Genomic DNA, 16,587 nt, shown 5'->3' on the forward strand with positions numbered 1-16,587 from the left:
CTGCCCGTTCCGGGCGTACCAGGTCGTTTCTTTCGACCCGGTACGCCCGATTCGACTTTCCATCGCGTGCGCAATGGGAAAGAACGGGCGTGGCACTCGACGCCCGGGCGGTCGCGCCCACCGCACCGTCCGTGCGGACGGTTGACACCGCGTTGGTATACCGCAGATACTCGTCACATGACTGCAACCGTGTCCACCCGCGTCCTCTCCGAGGCGTGCTCCTCCGCAGGGGCAGTGGGGACCGTCGGCGTGATGATGCCGACCATGCCGGTCATGCGTTGTCGAATGTGTGCCTGATCGGCACCCGTTCCAGCCGGATCCCCCGCGACACCACCCCCGTCGCGAGCGCGTGATCCCCGGGTGACGGACACCGTCGGCGACGCGCACCACGTCACGAGGTCTGTCTCCCGTTCCCCCGGGTCGGCCCCGGTCCGCAGCAGGACCGCAGGGCACATCGGCGTACCGCCGTACCCGGGATGACGCATTCGACACCGGCCGCCGCGCCACCCGCGCACCGGCTACACCGCCCGGAGAACCACCATGTCGCTCACCATCGCCCAGCCCCGCACCGCGCTCCGCACCGCACCGGCCCCGACCGACCTCGGCACCGTGACGCCGATCCGCCCGCGCCCGGCCTCCCCGGCAGCCACCGGACCGGCCACCGTGCCGACGAGCCCCGTGGTCGCACCGCAGCGGAACCGCGCGCTCCCCGAGGGCACCGAGGCCCGCGGCTTCGCCCTGTACGTCGGGATCGACGAAGCGAAGGCCGCAGCCGCCGGCACGACCCTGGCCGCGGTGGTCGAGCAGCTGAAGGCCCTCACCGCGCAGCTCGTCCCGTCGTCCGAGACCTACGCGGCCGTCGCCGTCGCCGCCGAGCACTCCGGTGGCCGTGACGTCGACGTCGTCCGGCTCGCCCTGCAGGACCGCTCCGCGGTGGCCGCCCGCAAGCAGGCCGAGAAGCCCGAGCCCGAGGAGACCGGTGTCGTCATCGACATCTCGCGGAAGCGCGTGACCCTCGACGGCGAAGCGGCACCCCTGACCTACAAGGAGTTCGAACTCCTGCAGTTCCTGGTCCTCCGCGAGGGCCAGACCGTCGACCGTTCCGCGATCATCGAGGGCCTCTGGTCGGACGGCGAGGACGAGACCCCGAACGAGCGCACCATTGACGTGCACGTGCGTCGGCTCCGCTCCAAGCTCGGCGCGTTCGAGGAGATCGTCCGCACCGTGCGCGGCGTCGGCTACCGCTTCGACCGGCACGCGGACGTCGCCGTGCGGTACGCGTCGACCCCGTCGCCCGACCTCTTCTGAACCTGATCGACTGCTCTTGGTGAACTCGCAGCGAACCGGCCGCGGAGAGGCTGGCGCGCCGTTACCGCTTCGTTATACAGTCGGTGGTGCAGACGGTGTTTGCTGTGGCACCGCCTGCGGAATGTGATTGCAGGAAACTCTTGGTGCAAGGGAGAGGGCCGGTCGCCGACAGGCGGCCGGCCCTCGTGCATGTCGCCCGGCTCCTGTCGGACCCCGTCGGTAGTGTGGTCAGACCGTACGACCGGAGGGAACGCGAACGTGAGCGAGACACGCCGCAGTGAGAAGGCGACCGCCGTCGCCGCCTGGGAAGCGCTCTTCCGCGCCCAGGTCGCCGTGATGCGGAGTCTCAACGCGGACTTCCCCGGCGACGAGATCTCGTTCAACGAGTACGACGTCTGCTTCAACCTGTCGACCCAGCCCGGCCGCCGCTGCCGGATGCGCGACCTCACCGGGCACCTGCTCCTCACCCAGCCGAGCGTCAGCCGCCTGGTCGACCGACTCCTCGCCCGCGGCATCGTCGAGAAGCAGCCGGACCCCACCGACGCCCGCGGTGTGATCGTGGCGCTGACCCCCCACGGCTTCGACGTCTACCGGCAGGTCGCCGTGCAGCACGCGGCGAGCATCGCGCAGCAGGTCGGTGCCGGGCTGTCCGACCCCGAACTGCGCACCCTCACCGAACTCTGCACGAAGCTCCGGCTGGCGGTCGGCACTGCACCGGGCCGGCGGTCGACGACCCGCCCGGTGGCCGCTCCGGATGCGGCGACGGTGTGACCGGCGCGATCGTCTGGCTCCGTGACGACCTGCGGCTGTCGGACAACCCCGCGCTCCGTGCGGCGATCGACCACGGTGGCGACGTCACGGTGGTGGTCGTCCTCGACGAGCAGTCGCCGGGGCTCCGTCCGATCGGTGCCGCGAGCCGCTGGTGGCTGCACCAATCGCTGACCGCCCTCGACGCCGACCTGCAGGAGCGCGGTTCCCGGCTGGTCCTCCGACGCGGTGCCGCGGCGACGGTCATCGACCAGCTCGTCGCCGACACCGGGGCGAACGCCGTGTACTGGAACCGTCGGTACGGCGCCGTCGAGCGGGACATCGACGCCGGCATCAAGGCGGCCCTGCACGACCGTGGCGTCGAGGCGCACAGCTTCGCCGCGAACCTGCTCTGGGAACCGTGGACCGTGCTCACCGGGCAGGGCGAGCCGTACAAGGTCTTCACCCCGTTCTGGAACGCCGTCCAGGCTCTGCCCGAACCGCGCCACCCCCTGCCCGACCCCGACGACCTGCCCGCTGCGGCCGACGTCACCGGTGATGCCCTGGCCGACTGGGCACTGCTGCCGACGAAGCCCGACTGGGCCGGCGGGCTCCGTGACGCCTGGACCCCGGGTGAGCACGGCGCCCAGCAGCAGCTCGAGCATTTCGTCGAGCACGCGCTCGAGGACTACGACCAGCGCGACGAGCCCGCGATGGAAGCCACCAGCAGCCTGTCGCCGTTCCTGCGGTGGGGCGAGATCAGCCCGTACCAGGTGTGGCACCGCCTGCACGAGCGGCTCGAACCCGCGCAGCGCCAGAACGCCGCCGCGTTCCTCCGGCAGCTGGCATGGCGGGAGTTCAACTGGAACGAGTACTTCCACTGTGACGACATCGCCACCGTCAACGTCCGTCGGAACTTCGACGCGTTCCCGTGGCGTGACCCGGAAGCTGCCGAGCTCGACCGCTGGCGGCAGGGCCTGACCGGCTTCGACCTGGTCGACGCGGGCATGCGTGAGCTCTGGCACAGCGGCGCCATGCACAACCGGGTGCGGCTGGCGGCCGGGAGCTTCCTCGTGAAGAACCTGCTCGTCGACTGGCGAGTCGGGGAACAGTGGTTCTGGGACACCCTGGTCGACGCCGACCCCGCCAACAACGCGGCGAACTGGCAGTGGGTCGCGGGCTCCGGCTTCGACGCCGCCCCGTACTTCCGGGTCTTCAACCCCGACCGGCAACTCGAGCGCTTCGACCCGCACCGCGAGTACGTCCACCGCTGGGTCCCCGCCGACGAGCTGCGCCCCGAGCCGATGGTCGACCTGAAGGCGTCGCGGCAGCGGGCGCTCGACGCCTACGAACGGATGCGGCGATCGTGACCGGGTCGCGCCCCGCGGTCGCCGCCGTCGTCGACCAGGTCGACGAGTTGTTCCGTGCTCGTGTCGAACAGGGCATCTCGCCGAGCAGCGTGTGGGGCGTGTTCGACCGTTCCGGACTCGTCGCGTCCGGTGGGCACGGCGACCGCGGCGACGGCCGGCGGCCGGACGCCGACACCGTCTACCGCATCGCATCCTGCACCAAGAGCGTCACCGCCGCGACCCTGCTGACCCTCGTCGCACGAGGTGCGCTCGATCTCGACGCGCCCATCACCGACTTCGTGCCGGCGTTCGGCGCCGTCACCCTGCCGACCCCGGACTCCCCCGTCCCCACGGTGCGGATGCTGCTGACGATGTCGGCGGGCTTCCCCACCGACGATCCCTGGGCCGACCGGCAGGAGTCGATCTCGGACGCCGAGCTCGACGAGGTCCTGCGCGGCGGCCTCCTCTTCGACTCGCTGCCCGGCACCCGCTTCGCCTACTCGAACCTCGGCTACGCCCTGCTCGGCCGGGTCGTCGCCGTCGTGACGGGGCGGCCCTTCACCGTGGCCGCCGACGAGACCGTGCTCCGTCCCCTCGGGCTCACCGACACGGTGTTCAGCGCCGACGAGTCCACCGGGTTCGTCGTCACCGGTGTCCGCGGACACGAGGGCGACTGGGAACCCCTGCCGATGACGGGCCCCGGCGCGTTCTCGTCGATCGGCGGGCTCTTCTCGACCGTCCGCGACCTGGCGCGCTGGGCGACGCACCTCGGTTCGGCGTTCTCCGCAGCGCCGGAACCCGGCCCGGTCTCCCCCGCCGATCGCCGGCTCATGCAGCAGGCGATGCGGGTCGTCCCGTCGTCCGTCGTCCCGGGTTCGGCCCGCGCGACGGCGTACGGCTTCGGGCTGTTCGTCGAGCAGGACGACCGCTTCGGCGAGCTCGTCTCGCACTCCGGCGGCTACCCGGGCTTCTCCGCGCACATGCGGTGGTCCGTGCGCGACGGCCTCGGGGTCGTCGCGTTCGAGAACGCGACGCAGGCCAAGGTCTCCGCGGCCGCGCAGCAGGCGCACGACCTCGTGCTCGACGCGGCACTGACGGCCCGGGCACCCGACCCGGCGGAAGCCGGCACCGACGTGGCCGGAGCGACCAGCGGGGTGGCGGCGACCACCCGCGCGACGCGAGCCGCCCAGGCCGCCGTGACGCGCCTCCTGGCCGACTGGAGCGACGACCTGGCGGACGCCATCTGCACACCGAACGTGGCCATGGACGTGCCCTACGACCGCCGACGGCGGGCGGTGGCGCAGGCCGTCGCGGACGTCGGCGCCGACCTCGGTGCCGCACCGGTGTCCGAGTACTCGGCGGCACCGTCGCACCTGCGCTGGTGGCTCCCCGGCACCTGCGGGCGACTGCGCGTCGAGATCCGGCTCGCGCCCGCCGCCGCGGGGCGCGTCCAGACCCTGAACGTCGTCCCCGAACCGTCGGAGCATTGACCCGACGGAGCGCTGACCGGGCACTGACCCGACGGAGCCCTGACCCGGGGGTGCCGACCGAGAACCCGTCGGCTCAGACCGGCGGTCGACCGCCCACGAAGCCGAGTGCCCGCGCGGCGACCCGGGTGCCCTCGCGGGCTGCCGCACCGACGCGGACCGGATCCGTCGCCCACGCACGGACGAACCCGGCGACGAAGGCGTCCCCGGCGCCGATGGTGTCGACGACGGTCGCCGGTGTCGCGGGGACCCGGTGGACGCTGCGGCCCCGGCGTCCGATGAGCGCGCCGTCGGCCCCCGCCGTGACGACGACCAGTGGGACGTGCTCCGTCAACCGCCGCACCGCGGCGTCGAGGTCGTCGCCCCCACCGAGGGCGAGCGCCTCGTGCTGGTCGGGGAAGAGCACGTCGACGCCCCGCAGGGCCTGCAGGAACCGGTCGGCACCGATCGTCTCGATCACCGCCACCGACGATGGGTCCACCGCCACGCGCGCCGGCCCCGTCCGGGCGCACGCCACCAGGTCGGCGAGCCGGTCGGCCCCACCGCCGAGCATGGCGGCCCCGGTCAGGTGCACGATGTCGGCGCGGGCGACCACCGACGGCGGGACGTCGGCGGCACTGATCTTCCCGCTCGCGGCCGGGTCGGACATCGCGGTGCGACCGTGGCCGTTGCGGACCGAGACGACGACCCCGGTGGACGTCATCGCGTCGTACCGCAGGTGGGCGCGGACCCCGGCGTCCTCGAGCGCGCGCTCGTGGCGGTAGACGTCGTCGACCCCGACCCGCGCGACGACGTCGACCTCGGCCCCGAGCCAGCCGAGCCAGGTGGCCGTGTTGCCACCGGCGCCGGTCGGACGGTGACGGATCTCCGCAGCGGGGTCGTGGACCCCGATCCGGTGTGCGGTGGTGTGCACGAGGACACCGTCCAGGACGTCGCCGACGACCAGGAAGCGTTTTCCGGCGCCACGACGTCGGCCCGTGACCACCCGTCCGGCGCGGGTCCCCTCGGGCCGGGACGGCGGCGGAGCGCCCTCGTACGGCATAGACATCCGAAACAGTGTACCCGTAGCCGAGTTTTTCTCCGTTTCTATCGGTGAAAACGGAGGTTTCGCGGAGGGATCACACACGGCGACCATGGTGCCACTGAAATACCGGCTGCTAGTATGTGGGCGGTCGCGCGACCACCGCCCCGACGACGGAGATGCCATGCCCAGGAAGCCCGACCCCACCCGCAAACCCGCGATCCTCGAGAAGGTGGTCGACCACTTCGTCGAGACCAAGATCGAGGACGTCACGGTCCGGGGCCTCGGCCGCGTGCTCGGGACGAGCGCCTACCCCGTCGTCTACCACTTCGGCTCACGCGAAGCCCTGATCGACTCAGTCGTCGAACACCTGGCGGCCGCACGTCCGGTGGCGACGCTCGACCCCGACGCCGACGCGGACGCCCTCGCCGATCACCTGGTCGCGGCCTTCGGCGGGCTCGACGACCCACACCGCGCGTTGGCCGCGCGACTCACCTTCGAACTCGGTTCGGTCGAGTCCCTCGACGGGCGGGACCGCCAGCGCCGTGCGCACCGCTGCCACGTGGCGGCCATCCGGGCGTGGTGCCGGGCGCACGGTGCCGACCCCGTTCTCGCCGAACGTGCGGCCCAGGACACGGTGATGGCCGCCCGCGGAGCCCAGTGGAGCGCGCTCGTCGACCGCGCGCACACCGAGGCCGACGCCGCACTGCGTCGCATCGCCCACGACCTGGCTTCGAGCACGACCGGCGCCGACCGCGCGCTGCGCGCGACCGTGCCCGCGTCCGAGGACCGGTCGCGGACCCGGTGACGGCGTGCGGTCCGGAACGGAACCCGGACCACGAACGGGAGGCACGGTGCCAGCTGGCACCGTGCCTCCCGTTCGTCAGGTGGTCACCGTGGTGACCCGCCGACGCGGATCAGAGCGTGACGAACCGCTGCGACTTCGCGTTCTCGAAACGAGCGGCGACGTTCTCCCAGTCGACGATGTTCCAGACGGCGTTGACGTAGTCCGCCTTGACGTTCAGGTAGTCGAGGTAGAAGGCGTGCTCCCACATGTCGAGCATGAAGATCGGGACGAGACCGAACGGGATGTTGCCCTGCTGGTCGAAGAGCTGGAACGTGGTGAGCTTCTGGCCCACGGTGTCCCAGGCCAGCACGGACCAGCCGGAGCCCTGGATGCCGTTCGCGACGGCGGCGAACTGCGCCTGGAACTTCTCGAACGAACCGAAGAACTCGTCGATCGCCGCGGCGAGCTCGCCCTCGGGGACCTTCGTGTCCGGGCCGAGGTTGGTCCAGAAGATCGAGTGGTTCACGTGGCCACCGAGGTGGAACGCGAGGTCCTTCTCGAGCTTGTTGATCGCGCCGAAGTTGCCGGACTCACGGGCCTCGCCGAGCTGCTGGAGCGCGGTGTTGGCACCGGTCACGTAGGCCTGGTGGTGCTTGTCGTGGTGCAGCTGCATGATCTTGCCGCTGATGTGCGGCTCGAGCGCGGCGTAGTCGTACGGCAGTTCCGGCAGGGTGTACTCAGCCATGTGAGGTCCTTTCGATCAGTGGGTTGTGGACGCGGCTCCGCGGCTCACGAGAGCCGGGAACGATCGGTGAGGGAGTGGAATTCCCGGTTGTGGTAGACCAGCGGCTCGCCGCGGTCGGCACCGACGATGATGTCGAGCACCTCGGCCACGACGACGGTCGAGCTGCCGATGGGCGTCGTCGACAGCGGTCGGCAGCGGAGCGCACTCGCCGCACTCGGCAGGTAGCGGTCGCCGGACGGCAGGGTGCCCCAGATCGGGTCGTCGGCGGCCGGGCTGCCGGTCGACGCGAAGCGCTTGGCGAGTGCGACCCCGAGGGAGTCGACCAGGTGCACGACGAACAACGGCGCACCGAGCACGACCCCGGCCGAGCCGGAGTTCGTCGAGAGCGAGAAGACCAGCACGGGCGGGTCGACGGCCACGCTCGCGACGCTCGAGGCGGTGAGGCCGGTCGGTCCGTCCGGGCCTTCGGCCGTGATGACGGCGACGCCAGCAGGGTGCCCGCGGAAGGCGGACTTGTACGCGTCGGCGATGGTTGCCGGTGCTTCGTCGGGCATGGTGATCGTGGTCGTTCCTTCGGGAGGGGCTGCCGTCACTCGGCGGCTGTCACCCAACGTATGACCTGAACCCTGGTTGAGGTCAATGATTCACAGGTTCGGGCGCGGCCGGGCGCGCCGTGGCGGCGCTTCGTGAGCAGGAATGGTCGGGTCACGCACGGCGACCCGACCATTCCTGCTCACGAAGCGCAGCTCCCGAAGCACAGCTCACGAAGCGCAGCTCGCACCAGCAGCGCGCCCGCGCGGCCGCTCAGCGGCGCTTGAGCATGACGAGCGCACCCGCGGCCGCCACCACCATGAGCACCGCGGCGACGCCCGCCGTGATCGTCACGCCGGAGTCGAAGGCCGCCCGCGCCGACTCGAGCAGCACCTGCCCGGCGCTGCCGCCGAGCTGCCCCGCCGCGGCGACCGCGCCCCCGAGGGTCTCCTGCGCCGCGACGTGCGCCGCCGAGGACAGCCCGTCGGGCACCACGACGTGCGCCCGGTAGGTCGTCGCCAGGATCGTGCCGAGCACCGCGGTCCCGAGCACGGCCCCGATCTCGTACGCCGTCTCGGACATCGCCGACGCCGCACCCGCCTTGTCCGCCGGAGCCGTCGAGATGATGAGGTCGTTCGTCACCGTCTCGGACGCCCCGATCCCGATGCCGAGCAGCACGAACGCGAACGCCAGGGCGGCGATGGAGGCGTGGTGTCCGAGGACCGCGACGAGGGCGTACGCCGCCGCCGAGAACAGCAGCGCGACCGACACGACCCAGCGCGGGGCGACACGCGCCACGATCGGCACGACCGCGAGCCCGGCGACGATGGTCAGGACCGACCCCGGGATGAGCACGACGCCGGATGCGAACGGGTCGAGCCCGGCCACGAGCTGCAGGTGCTGGGCGATGAAGAACAGGAAACCGGTGAGCGAGAACATCGCCGCCAGGTTCATCAGCACACTGCCCGTGAAGGCGGTGCTGCGGAACAGCCGCAGGTCGAGCATCGGCGTGCGGGACCGCAGCTGCCGACGGACGAACGCGATGCCGCAGACGACACCGACCGCGAGCATGGCGACCGCGAGGCCGCGCTCCTCGGGGTGCACGACCGACTTGATGGCCCACGCGATGGGTGCGAGCGCGCCGAGGGACAGGAACATGCTCGGCAGGTCGACCGGCCCGGGCATCGGGTCGCGGGACTCCGGCACGCAGAACGGCACGCCGACGAGCATGAGCACGAGGATCGGCACCGCGACGAGGAACACGCTGCCCCAGTGGAAGTGCGCGAGCAGCGCGCCGCCGACGAGCGGGCCGAGCGCGTTGCCGGCGGCGAACATCGTCGACCAGACGGCGAGCGCCATCCGCCGCTCCCCCGCGTCCACGAACACGTTGCGGATGATCGAGAGCGTGGCCGGCATGAGCATCGCGCCGAACACGCCCATCGCGATCCGGGCCGCGACGAGCATCCAGGCGTCGGTCGCGAAGGCCGCGGCCACCGAGAACAGTGCGAAGCCGGTCGCGCCGATCACCAGGATCCGCCGTCGGCCGATGCGGTCACCGATGCTGCCCATCACGACGAGCAGGCCGGCGAGCACCAGCGGGTACGCGTCCACGATCCAGAGCTGCGTGGTGGCGTCCGGGTTCAACGCGCGACTGATCGACGGCAGCGCGAAGCTCAGGATGGTGTTGTCGACCGAGATGAGCAGGACCGGCAGCATGAGCACGGCGAGCGCCAGGAACCGTCGGGCGCGGCTCCCGGTGACGCGGGTGGCGACGGGGCTGGTGAGCAGTGCGGACACGGCGGACTCCTGGGACTTCGAGCCGGACCAGGTCGACGGCGGGTGGTACGTGGGGCAGACGAGACGGGACGCGGGATGGACACGCGCCCCGTCAGGACTCCGTTAGTGTACCGTCCAGACGGTTTTGGTTGCAAATGCAACTGACGACGGCCGGGAGGCCCGTGGCGGTCCCGCCACGGGCCTTGCGTCGGTCCACTGGTCGCGTCGTCGGGCCTACGCCGATTCGCGGAGCAGCAACCGGTGGCGCACCGTGCGCTCCACGGCCGTTCCCGAGCGCGGCAGCTCGCCCGCGAGCATGCCGAGCGCCAGGTCGAGGGCCTGGCCCGCGACCTCGTCGAGATCGACGGCCAGCGTGGTGAGCGTCGGTGCGACGAGCGTCCCGAGCGGCAGGCCGTCGACGCCGACCACGCGGACGTCACCGGGGACGTCGACGCCGGCACGACGGCAGGCCGACAGCACGCCGAGGGCCAGCACGTCGTTGAACGCCAGGACCGCGTCCACCCGCCGGTGCTCGGCGAGGATCCGCTCGGTCTGTCCGGCGCCGGCCTCGGCGGTGGGTGCGGACGCGACGACGAGGTCGGGCAGGTACCCGCGACGCCGGAGTGCCGCGACCATGTGCTCCCCGCGCTGGCTCGGCACGCCGTCGGCAGCGGCGTCGAGCACGACGGGGTGCTTCACCCCGACGTCGACGAGGTGGTCGGCGAGGTCCTCGATCGCGGCGGTCGGGTCGATCCGGACCGCGGCGCGGGTCACCGGCCCCGAGGGGTCGAGCTCGACGACCGGGACCGAGCCGAGCCGTTCGATCCACTCCGGCGCACGGGACCCGAGGTAGCCGATCACGACGTCGGTCTGCGCGCCGAGGGACTCCACCATCCGGTCCGAGTCGCTCGCGAGCCCGACGTCGGCGAGCATGACGTTCCACCCGCGGGCGGCGGCCAGGCCGAGCACCGCGGAGGCGAGTGCCGGTGCGTAGGGGTTCCGCAGGTCGTTGACGACGAGCCCGAGCTGGTGGTCGCCACCCGTGACGAGCCCGCGGCCGAACCGTGACGGACGGTAGTCGAGCGCAGCCGCGGCCTGGAGCACGCGGTCCTTGGTCGCCGCGCTGATGCCGGACATGCCGTTCATCGCGCGGGTGACGGTCTGCCGGGACACCCCGGCGGCCGCGGCGACGTCGATGATCGTCGCGCGGCCGCCCGGGGTCAGGCGCGGAGGTCCAGCCATGCCACCTGTTCCGGGGAGAGGTCGACGGAGAGGCCGGTCATGGACGACCGGGCCTCCGCGATCGTACGGGGTCCGAAGAGCGGGAACGTCGGGAACGGCTGGTTGAGCACGTACGCCAGCGCGATCGCCGTCGCGGGGACACCGAACTGCTCGCCGAGTTCGCGCGCACGCCGGAGCCGCTCGAAGTTGTCGTCCGAGTAGTAGCAGCGGACGAGTTCGGCGTCGCTGGTGTCCTCGGGCGTCGCGCGGCCGGTGAAGAACCCGCGGGCCTGCGACGACCACGGCAGCAGCGGGACCTGGCGTTCCTCGAGCCAGGCCTTCGATGCCGCATCGGTCGCGTGTTCGCAGCCGTCCCACGGCACGTCGTACGCCTCGGCGAGACCGAAGTGGTTGCTGAGCACCTCGAACCCGTGCTTGCCGTTGGCCCGTGCGTAGGCGTTCGCCTCGTCGAACCGTGCGGGCGTCCAGTTCGAGCCGCCGTACACCCGGATGCGACCGGCTCGGCGGTGCTCGTCGAGCACGTCGACGAACTCCCCCACCGGGATGTCGGGGTTGTCGCGGTGCATCATGTAGACGTCCGCGTAGTCGGTTCCCTGGCGCTCGAGGCTCTCGAGCAGCTGCCGGGTGATCGACTCCGGGTCACAGTGCGGGGTGTGGGCGCCCTTCGTGATGACGACCACGTCCTCGCGGATCCCCCGGTTCTGGATCCACCTGCCGAGCCTGCCCTCGAGCACCCCGCCGCCGTAGATGTACCCGGTGTCGAACACGTTGCCGCCCCGCTCGACGAACAGGTCGAAGATCGCGCTGGCGTGTGCCAGGTCGGGCTGGTTGTCGACACCCATCACCAGGCGGGACATCCGCTTGCCGACGCCCGGCACCTCGCCGTAGCGCATCGGGTTGCCGTCCTGCACGGTGAGCGGTCGGCCGGTCACCGTCGGGATGTCGGCGGTCTCGGCTTCGAAGGGGTAACGCAGGCCGATCGCCGCGCGCCACCTGTCGAGCGTGCGGGCCGTGGCGAGGGTCTCGTCGATGGTCATCTGCGCCGCTTCGACCCCGCCGGCACGCAGGGCGTCGGTGGTGGCGTCGGCTTCTCGGGCGTAGGGGTGCTCACCCGCGAACGACAGCGAGCGAGGGGGTTCGTCGACGGTGTGGATCTCGATGGTGGGGTCGTCGCCGAGGGTCCACGGGTCGGTGAGCACGATGCGACCGCGCGAGCCGTACACCGACACGGCGTTGTCGTCCTGCACGAAGACGCCGGTCCGGACCGTCGCCGTGGTCCCACCCCTGTAGGTGAGCTGCGCGACCGTCCACTCGTCGACCCCGGTCGGCCCGAGCGTGCCCGTGGCGGTGAGGTCCACCGGCTCGGCGACGGCGACCCCGGTTGCGGCCTGCACGATCGCCGCGGCCATCGTCACCGGGTACCCGCCGACGTCGAGGATCCCGCCGCCGGCGGTGTCGACGTCGAACAGGCGACCGGTGCGCTCGCCCGTCCGGAAGGCGAACGAGGCGTCGACGTGGGTCACGTCGCCGATCACGCCGTCGCGGATCAGCTCGAGCAGCGCCGCGGTCTGCGGGTGGAAGCGGTACATGAACGCCTCGACGAGCGGCAGGCCGGCCTGGCGTGCGGCGTCGGTGAGCGCCATCGCGGTGCCGTGGTTCACGGCGAGGGGCTTCTCGCAGAGGACGGCCTTGCCGGCCTCGAGTGCGGCGAGCACGAGTCGGGCGTGCCCGGTGTGCACGGTCGACACGTAGACGGCGTCCACCCGCGGGTCGGCGAGGACCTCGTCGTAGGTCCCGGCGGTCACGTCCGCGAACCCGAACCCGGCGGCCTCGTCGGCGAAGCCCTGCGCCCGCTCTGCGGACGAACTGCCGGCCGCGACCAGGACACCCCCGCTGGCGGGCAGCTGCGAGAGGAAGCGTCGGGCGATGCTGCCGGGGCCGAGGACGGCCCACCCGGGGCGGTCGGTGGTGGTCGAGGTCGGGGTGGTGGCGGTGTTCGCCGTCTGCGCTGACATGCGGATCCTTGTCGTCTCGTGAACCTTCACGGTCGGCTCGACGCTAGCCGGTGCCGGAACGATGAGCAACGGTCCTGCGGCATTTCGTGAGCGTTCACGGCGACCACGGAGCAGCTGGCGTCCGCGCCCCCCGGAACTGCTCCTAGACTCTCGGCATGGCCAGTGCCCGCGACCGTGTCCTCGACAGCTTCGTCGCCATCGTGTGCGAGGAAGGCGAGCGTCCCGCCACGCTCGACGCCGTCGCCGCGCGCGCCGGTGTCTCGAAGGGCGGGCTGCTCTACCACTTCGGCTCCAAGGCCGCCCTGGTCGAGGGGCTCTGCGAACGGCTGTCGGACCTGTCCGCGATCGACGTCGAGCGCATGCAGGAGGCCGACGACGGCGCCGCGCGCTACTTCGTCCGCAACTGCCTGTTCGTCGGCAGCGAGCTGGACCTCGCCCTGCTCGCCGCGAGCCGCCTGCAGCAGGCCGGTTACGAAGAGGCCGGACGGACCCTCGACGACACCGAGAACGCCTGGCTCGCGACCCTCGTCGACGCCCTCGGCGACGAGCCGACCGCGCAGGCCGTCAAGCTCCTCGGCGACGGGCTGTACCACCAGGCCTCACTCGGTGCCGCGAGCGAGGTGCGACCGAAGCGGGGCAGCGTCGACATGGAGACCCTGCTCACCGTCGTCGACCGTCTGATCGCGACGCGACCGGGAGCGTGAACCGGCACACCTCCGGCTGGGGATAGACTGGGGAACGATCCAATCGTCGACACCCGGAGGTATCCCGTGGGCCGCGTCATCGCCGCTGTTTTCTCGATCCTGCTGCTGCTGGTGTCGATGTACCTGTTCGGGTTCGCCTTCCAGGTGGAGTCGGGCCAGGCCTTCGTCTTCATGGCTGGCGTGCTCCTGATGAGCCTCTCCTTCTTCCTGCCGATCCACGTGTTCGGCAAGCGCTGACCAAGCACAGACCAGCAACGCTGATCAGCAAGTACTGAACGGCCCCGCACCTCACCGGTGCGGGGCCGTTCTGTGTGGGGTGTCCGGCGCCTCAGACCAGGACGCGCAGGGACCGCAGCGTCACCGCGGTGCTGATCGCCGCGTGTGCCGCCTCGGCGCCCTTGTCCTCCTTGGAGTCGGGCAGTCCGGCGCGGTCGAGTCCCTGCTGCTCGTCGTCCAGCGTGAGCACACCGAACCCGACGGGCTTGCCGGTGTCGATCGCGACCTGCGTCAGGCCGCTCGTCGCCGCGCCCGACACGTACTCGAAGTGCGGGGTGCCACCGCGGATGATCACGCCGAGCGCGACCGCCGCGTCGAACCCGGCCTCGAGCGCGGTCTTCGCGACCACGGGCAGCTCGAAGCTGCCGGGGACGGGGATGACGTGTGCCGTCGCCCCGAGCCGCTCGACCTCGCGCTGCGCCCCGGCCAGCAGGCCCGCCGCGATCGTGTCGTGCCACTGTCCGGCGATGATGGCCACCCGGATCCCGGTGCCGTCGACCTGGTCGCGGTCCGCCGCGCCTGCTCCGCTCATCGTGTCGTTCCTTCCGTGGGCGCTGCGGTCGCTGCCGCCGCCCGGTCTGCCGCGTCCAGCCACTCGGCGAGCGCGGCGATGGTGATGACGGGCACGCCCTCGCGCGCCCCGAGTCCGACGAGCGCCGGCAGCCGCATCATGCTGCCGTCCTCGTCGACGATCTCGCAGATCGCCGCAGCGGGCCGGAGTCCGGCCGCGGTGACGAGCTCGATCGCTGCTTCGGTGTGCCCGGCGCGCTCGCGGACCCCGCCCGGTCGTGCACGCAGGGGCACCACGTGTCCGGGGCGGTGCAGGTCGTCGCGCACCGAGGCCGGGTCGGCGAGGACCCGCAGCGTGCGGGCGCGGTCGTGGGCGCTGATGCCCGTGGTCACGCCGACGGCGGCGTCGACGGTGACCGTGTAGGCCGTGCCGCGGACGTCCTCGTTGTGCGCCACCATCGGCGGCAGGTCGAGTGCGTCGGCGATCTCGGTGCTGACCGGCGCGCAGATGAACCCGGACGAGTGCGCCACGGTCCACGCGATCCACTCCGGCGAGGCGAGCTCGGCGGACAGGATGACGTCGCCCTCGTTCTCGCGGTCCTCGCCGTCGACGACGATCACCGGGCGACCGGCCGCGATCGACGCGATCGCGGTCTCGATGCTCGACAACCCGAGTGCCTGCGGGGCGGCACCGACCTCGGCGACCATCACCGGGCCTCCGATCCGACGGTCTCGAGCGACTGCGCCGCGGCGTCGAGCCGCAGCATGCGGCGGACGTGCCGTGCCAGGACGTCGGTCTCGACGTTCACCCGGTCGCCCGGCACGCGGAGCCCGAGCGTCGTCGCCTCGAGCGTCTCGGGGATCAGGCTCACCTCGAACCAGGCCGCGTCGGGCGCGGTGTCCTCGGGCGAGACCGCGCTGACCGTGAGCGAGACGCCGTCGAGCGCGATGGAACCCTTGTCGACCACGAGCGGGCTGAGCGCCGGCGCGAGCGAGAACCGCACGCGCCGCCAGCCGTCACCGTCGGCCGTCTCGAGCACGGTGGCGGTGCCGTCGATGTGACCCTGCACGATGTGCCCGCCCAGGCGGTCGCCCACCGAGGCGGCGCGCTCGAGGTTCAGGCGGTCCCCCACCCGGAGTGCGCCGTGGGCGCTCATGTCGAGGGTCTGCTTCATGACGAAGGCGGTGAAGGTCTCGGGGGTCTGCTCGACGACGGTCAGGCAGACACCACTCGTCGCGATCGAGTCGCCGTGCCGGGCGTCCTGCACGACGACGGGGCCGTGCACGGTGAGCGCGACGGAGTCGCCCTGCTGCTCGACGGCGGTGACGGTGCCGAGTTCCTCGATGATGCCGGTGAACACTGGTGTCCTCTCAACGGGACTCCGGGGGCGTTCGACGATCGTCGGCATCGACGGACGGGTCGCACCCCACGGGTCGTGGGGTCGTCCTGTCCGCCCAGCGCGCCTCCCATCCGGACTTTCACCGTCGGTCCCGGAATCCCACCGGGTCAACCTCTGTCGGGTTCGCACCCGTCATCAGTTCGTGGACTGTCACCACCGGCTCGGAATTACACCGACCCCGGAGCGCTTGCGTAGTCGGAACGATACCCCAGGCCGCTGACGGCCGCGCCACGGTGTCAGCGCCGTCGTAACCGGGCGTCTCCCCCGGGCATGGTGACGAGGGGCGCCACGGTGTGACGCCCCTCGGTCACCCGCCGGTCAGTGCCGGCGACGGAGCACGAGCGTGCCCGCTCCGGCGAGGAGCAGCAGGAGCGCGAACCCGGCCGGCAGGACCGGCGAGCCGGCGCCCGTGTAGGCGAGCTCCGGCTGGCCGTCACCGGCCGCGGCGGCTGCCGCGACGGTCGCGGCGCTCGCCCGGGCCCCGCCGGTGGCAGCGGTCGTGGTGGTCACCACACCCGCCGTGGAGGCCCGGGTCGGCTCGACGACGCCGACCACGCCGACCGGGATGGTCGCCGTGCCGGGCGTGGTGCCGGTGTCGGTGCCCGTCCCGTCGGTGGGGACGGTTCCCGGGTCCGTGCCCGGGTCCGTGCCCGGGTCGGTGCCCGGGTCCGTGCCCGGGTCCGTACCGG

Annotated in this window: 16 protein-coding genes, 1 pseudogene and 1 riboswitch; of the genes and pseudogenes, 7 read left to right on the plus strand and 10 right to left on the minus strand. The window is 72.0% G+C overall.

The genetic code is table 11. The annotated features are described in order from the left end of the window. Nucleotides 1-540: 540 nt before the first annotated feature. The 4 genes from BIU89_RS14290 to BIU89_RS14305 all read left to right on the plus strand — a co-directional run bounded on the left by BIU89_RS14290 (nucleotide 541) and on the right by BIU89_RS14305 (nucleotide 4,894). Complete coding sequence (locus BIU89_RS14290) at nucleotides 541-1,308, plus strand: winged helix-turn-helix domain-containing protein (RefSeq protein WP_027466328.1); 768 nt, start codon at nucleotides 541-543, stop codon at nucleotides 1,306-1,308. A gap of 258 nt (nucleotides 1,309-1,566) precedes the next feature. Continuing rightward, entirely contained in the window at nucleotides 1,567-2,079 is a 513-nt protein-coding gene (locus BIU89_RS14295) for a MarR family winged helix-turn-helix transcriptional regulator (protein WP_027466327.1), read from the plus strand. Next, entirely contained in the window at nucleotides 2,076-3,425 is a 1,350-nt protein-coding gene (locus BIU89_RS14300) for a cryptochrome/photolyase family protein (RefSeq protein WP_071247450.1), read from the plus strand. Before BIU89_RS14295 ends, BIU89_RS14300 begins: the two co-directional genes overlap by 4 nt. Further along, complete coding sequence (locus BIU89_RS14305) at nucleotides 3,422-4,894, plus strand: serine hydrolase domain-containing protein (RefSeq protein WP_071247452.1); 1,473 nt, start codon at nucleotides 3,422-3,424, stop codon at nucleotides 4,892-4,894. Before BIU89_RS14300 ends, BIU89_RS14305 begins: the two co-directional genes overlap by 4 nt. Before the next feature lie 73 nt (nucleotides 4,895-4,967). Here BIU89_RS14305 and BIU89_RS14310 read toward each other — a convergent pair whose 3' ends face one another. Next, nucleotides 4,968-5,939 carry a carbohydrate kinase family protein gene (locus BIU89_RS14310; RefSeq protein WP_175475035.1) on the minus strand — a complete coding sequence of 324 codons (972 nt, stop codon included), beginning with the start codon at nucleotides 5,937-5,939 and terminating at the stop codon, nucleotides 4,968-4,970. A 157-nt stretch (nucleotides 5,940-6,096) separates the two neighbouring features. On the opposite strand from BIU89_RS14310, the gene BIU89_RS14315 reads away from it, so the two are divergent. Then, the gene (locus tag BIU89_RS14315) at nucleotides 6,097-6,720 is read left to right on the plus strand and encodes a TetR/AcrR family transcriptional regulator (protein ID WP_071247456.1); all 624 of its coding nucleotides are present in this window, start codon (nucleotides 6,097-6,099) and stop codon (nucleotides 6,718-6,720) included. Between the two features lie 109 nt (nucleotides 6,721-6,829). Here BIU89_RS14315 and BIU89_RS14320 read toward each other — a convergent pair whose 3' ends face one another. The 5 genes from BIU89_RS14320 to BIU89_RS14340 form a co-directional block, all read right to left on the minus strand. Next, nucleotides 6,830-7,444, minus strand: a complete 615-nt coding sequence (locus tag BIU89_RS14320) for a superoxide dismutase (RefSeq protein ID WP_071247459.1) — start codon at nucleotides 7,442-7,444, stop codon at nucleotides 6,830-6,832. 44 nt (nucleotides 7,445-7,488) lie between these two features. Continuing rightward, nucleotides 7,489-7,998 carry a flavin reductase family protein gene (locus BIU89_RS14325; protein WP_027466322.1) on the minus strand — a complete coding sequence of 170 codons (510 nt, stop codon included), beginning with the start codon at nucleotides 7,996-7,998 and terminating at the stop codon, nucleotides 7,489-7,491. Between the two features lie 250 nt (nucleotides 7,999-8,248). Next, a complete protein-coding gene (locus BIU89_RS14330) occupies nucleotides 8,249-9,772 on the minus strand; it encodes an MFS transporter (RefSeq protein ID WP_071247462.1) in 1,524 nt (507 codons plus the stop codon). 213 nt (nucleotides 9,773-9,985) lie between these two features. Then, nucleotides 9,986-10,993: a LacI family DNA-binding transcriptional regulator gene (locus BIU89_RS14335; protein WP_071247465.1), complete on the minus strand. Its 1,008-nt coding sequence runs from the start codon at nucleotides 10,991-10,993 to the stop codon at nucleotides 9,986-9,988. Beyond that, complete coding sequence (locus BIU89_RS14340) at nucleotides 10,972-13,008, minus strand: aldo/keto reductase (RefSeq protein WP_071247468.1); 2,037 nt, start codon at nucleotides 13,006-13,008, stop codon at nucleotides 10,972-10,974. The genes BIU89_RS14335 and BIU89_RS14340 overlap by 22 nt, the downstream gene beginning before the upstream one ends. 155 nt (nucleotides 13,009-13,163) lie before the next feature. Between BIU89_RS14340 and BIU89_RS14345 the strand changes: the two genes are divergently transcribed. Together BIU89_RS14345 and BIU89_RS18665 are read left to right on the plus strand one after the other, a co-directional pair. Beyond that, on the plus strand, nucleotides 13,164-13,712 hold the full coding sequence (locus BIU89_RS14345; RefSeq protein WP_071247471.1) for a TetR/AcrR family transcriptional regulator: 549 nt from the start codon (nucleotides 13,164-13,166) through the stop codon (nucleotides 13,710-13,712). Nucleotides 13,713-13,778: 66 nt separating this feature from the next. Further along, complete coding sequence (locus BIU89_RS18665; protein WP_017888559.1) at nucleotides 13,779-13,949, plus strand: hypothetical protein; 171 nt, start codon at nucleotides 13,779-13,781, stop codon at nucleotides 13,947-13,949. A gap of 91 nt (nucleotides 13,950-14,040) precedes the next feature. On the opposite strand, the gene ribH is transcribed toward BIU89_RS18665, so the two are convergent. From ribH to BIU89_RS18670, 4 genes and pseudogenes are all read right to left on the minus strand, one after another. After that, nucleotides 14,041-14,520 carry a 6,7-dimethyl-8-ribityllumazine synthase gene (gene ribH, locus BIU89_RS14350; protein ID WP_071247474.1) on the minus strand — a complete coding sequence of 160 codons (480 nt, stop codon included), beginning with the start codon at nucleotides 14,518-14,520 and terminating at the stop codon, nucleotides 14,041-14,043. After that, a complete protein-coding gene (ribB, locus tag BIU89_RS14355) occupies nucleotides 14,517-15,206 on the minus strand; it encodes a 3,4-dihydroxy-2-butanone-4-phosphate synthase (RefSeq protein ID WP_083404386.1) in 690 nt (229 codons plus the stop codon). Before ribB ends, ribH begins: the two co-directional genes overlap by 4 nt. Next, nucleotides 15,206-15,859: a riboflavin synthase gene (locus tag BIU89_RS14360; RefSeq protein ID WP_071247477.1), complete on the minus strand. Its 654-nt coding sequence runs from the start codon at nucleotides 15,857-15,859 to the stop codon at nucleotides 15,206-15,208. The genes ribB and BIU89_RS14360 overlap by 1 nt, the downstream gene beginning before the upstream one ends. Nucleotides 15,860-15,953: 94 nt before the next feature. Further along, nucleotides 15,954-16,088: riboswitch (FMN riboswitch) on the minus strand. A gap of 128 nt (nucleotides 16,089-16,216) precedes the next feature. Further along, nucleotides 16,217-16,587 (minus strand): annotated as a pseudogene (locus BIU89_RS18670) (hypothetical protein); the annotation flags it as partial.

Origin of the sequence: Curtobacterium sp. MCBA15_005, from assembly GCF_001864855.1 — a bacterium.
In the GTDB taxonomy this organism is placed as follows: domain Bacteria; phylum Actinomycetota; class Actinomycetes; order Actinomycetales; family Microbacteriaceae; genus Curtobacterium; species Curtobacterium flaccumfaciens.

Coding starts and splice junctions, on each gene's coding strand:
- BIU89_RS14290 (WP_027466328.1), top strand. CDS start 541: ATGTCGCTCACCATCGCCCAGCCCCGCACCGCGCTCCGCACCGCACCG.
- BIU89_RS14310 (WP_175475035.1), bottom strand. CDS start 5,939: ATGTCTATGCCGTACGAGGGCGCTCCGCCGCCGTCCCGGCCCGAGGGG.
- BIU89_RS14315 (WP_071247456.1), top strand. CDS start 6,097: ATGCCCAGGAAGCCCGACCCCACCCGCAAACCCGCGATCCTCGAGAAG.
- BIU89_RS14320 (WP_071247459.1), bottom strand. CDS start 7,444: ATGGCTGAGTACACCCTGCCGGAACTGCCGTACGACTACGCCGCGCTC.
- BIU89_RS14325 (WP_027466322.1), bottom strand. CDS start 7,998: ATGCCCGACGAAGCACCGGCAACCATCGCCGACGCGTACAAGTCCGCC.
- BIU89_RS14335 (WP_071247465.1), bottom strand. CDS start 10,993: ATGGCTGGACCTCCGCGCCTGACCCCGGGCGGCCGCGCGACGATCATC.
- BIU89_RS14340 (WP_071247468.1), bottom strand. CDS start 13,008: ATGTCAGCGCAGACGGCGAACACCGCCACCACCCCGACCTCGACCACC.
- BIU89_RS14345 (WP_071247471.1), top strand. CDS start 13,164: ATGGCCAGTGCCCGCGACCGTGTCCTCGACAGCTTCGTCGCCATCGTG.
- ribH (WP_071247474.1), bottom strand. CDS start 14,520: ATGAGCGGAGCAGGCGCGGCGGACCGCGACCAGGTCGACGGCACCGGG.
- ribB (WP_083404386.1), bottom strand. CDS start 15,206: ATGGTCGCCGAGGTCGGTGCCGCCCCGCAGGCACTCGGGTTGTCGAGC.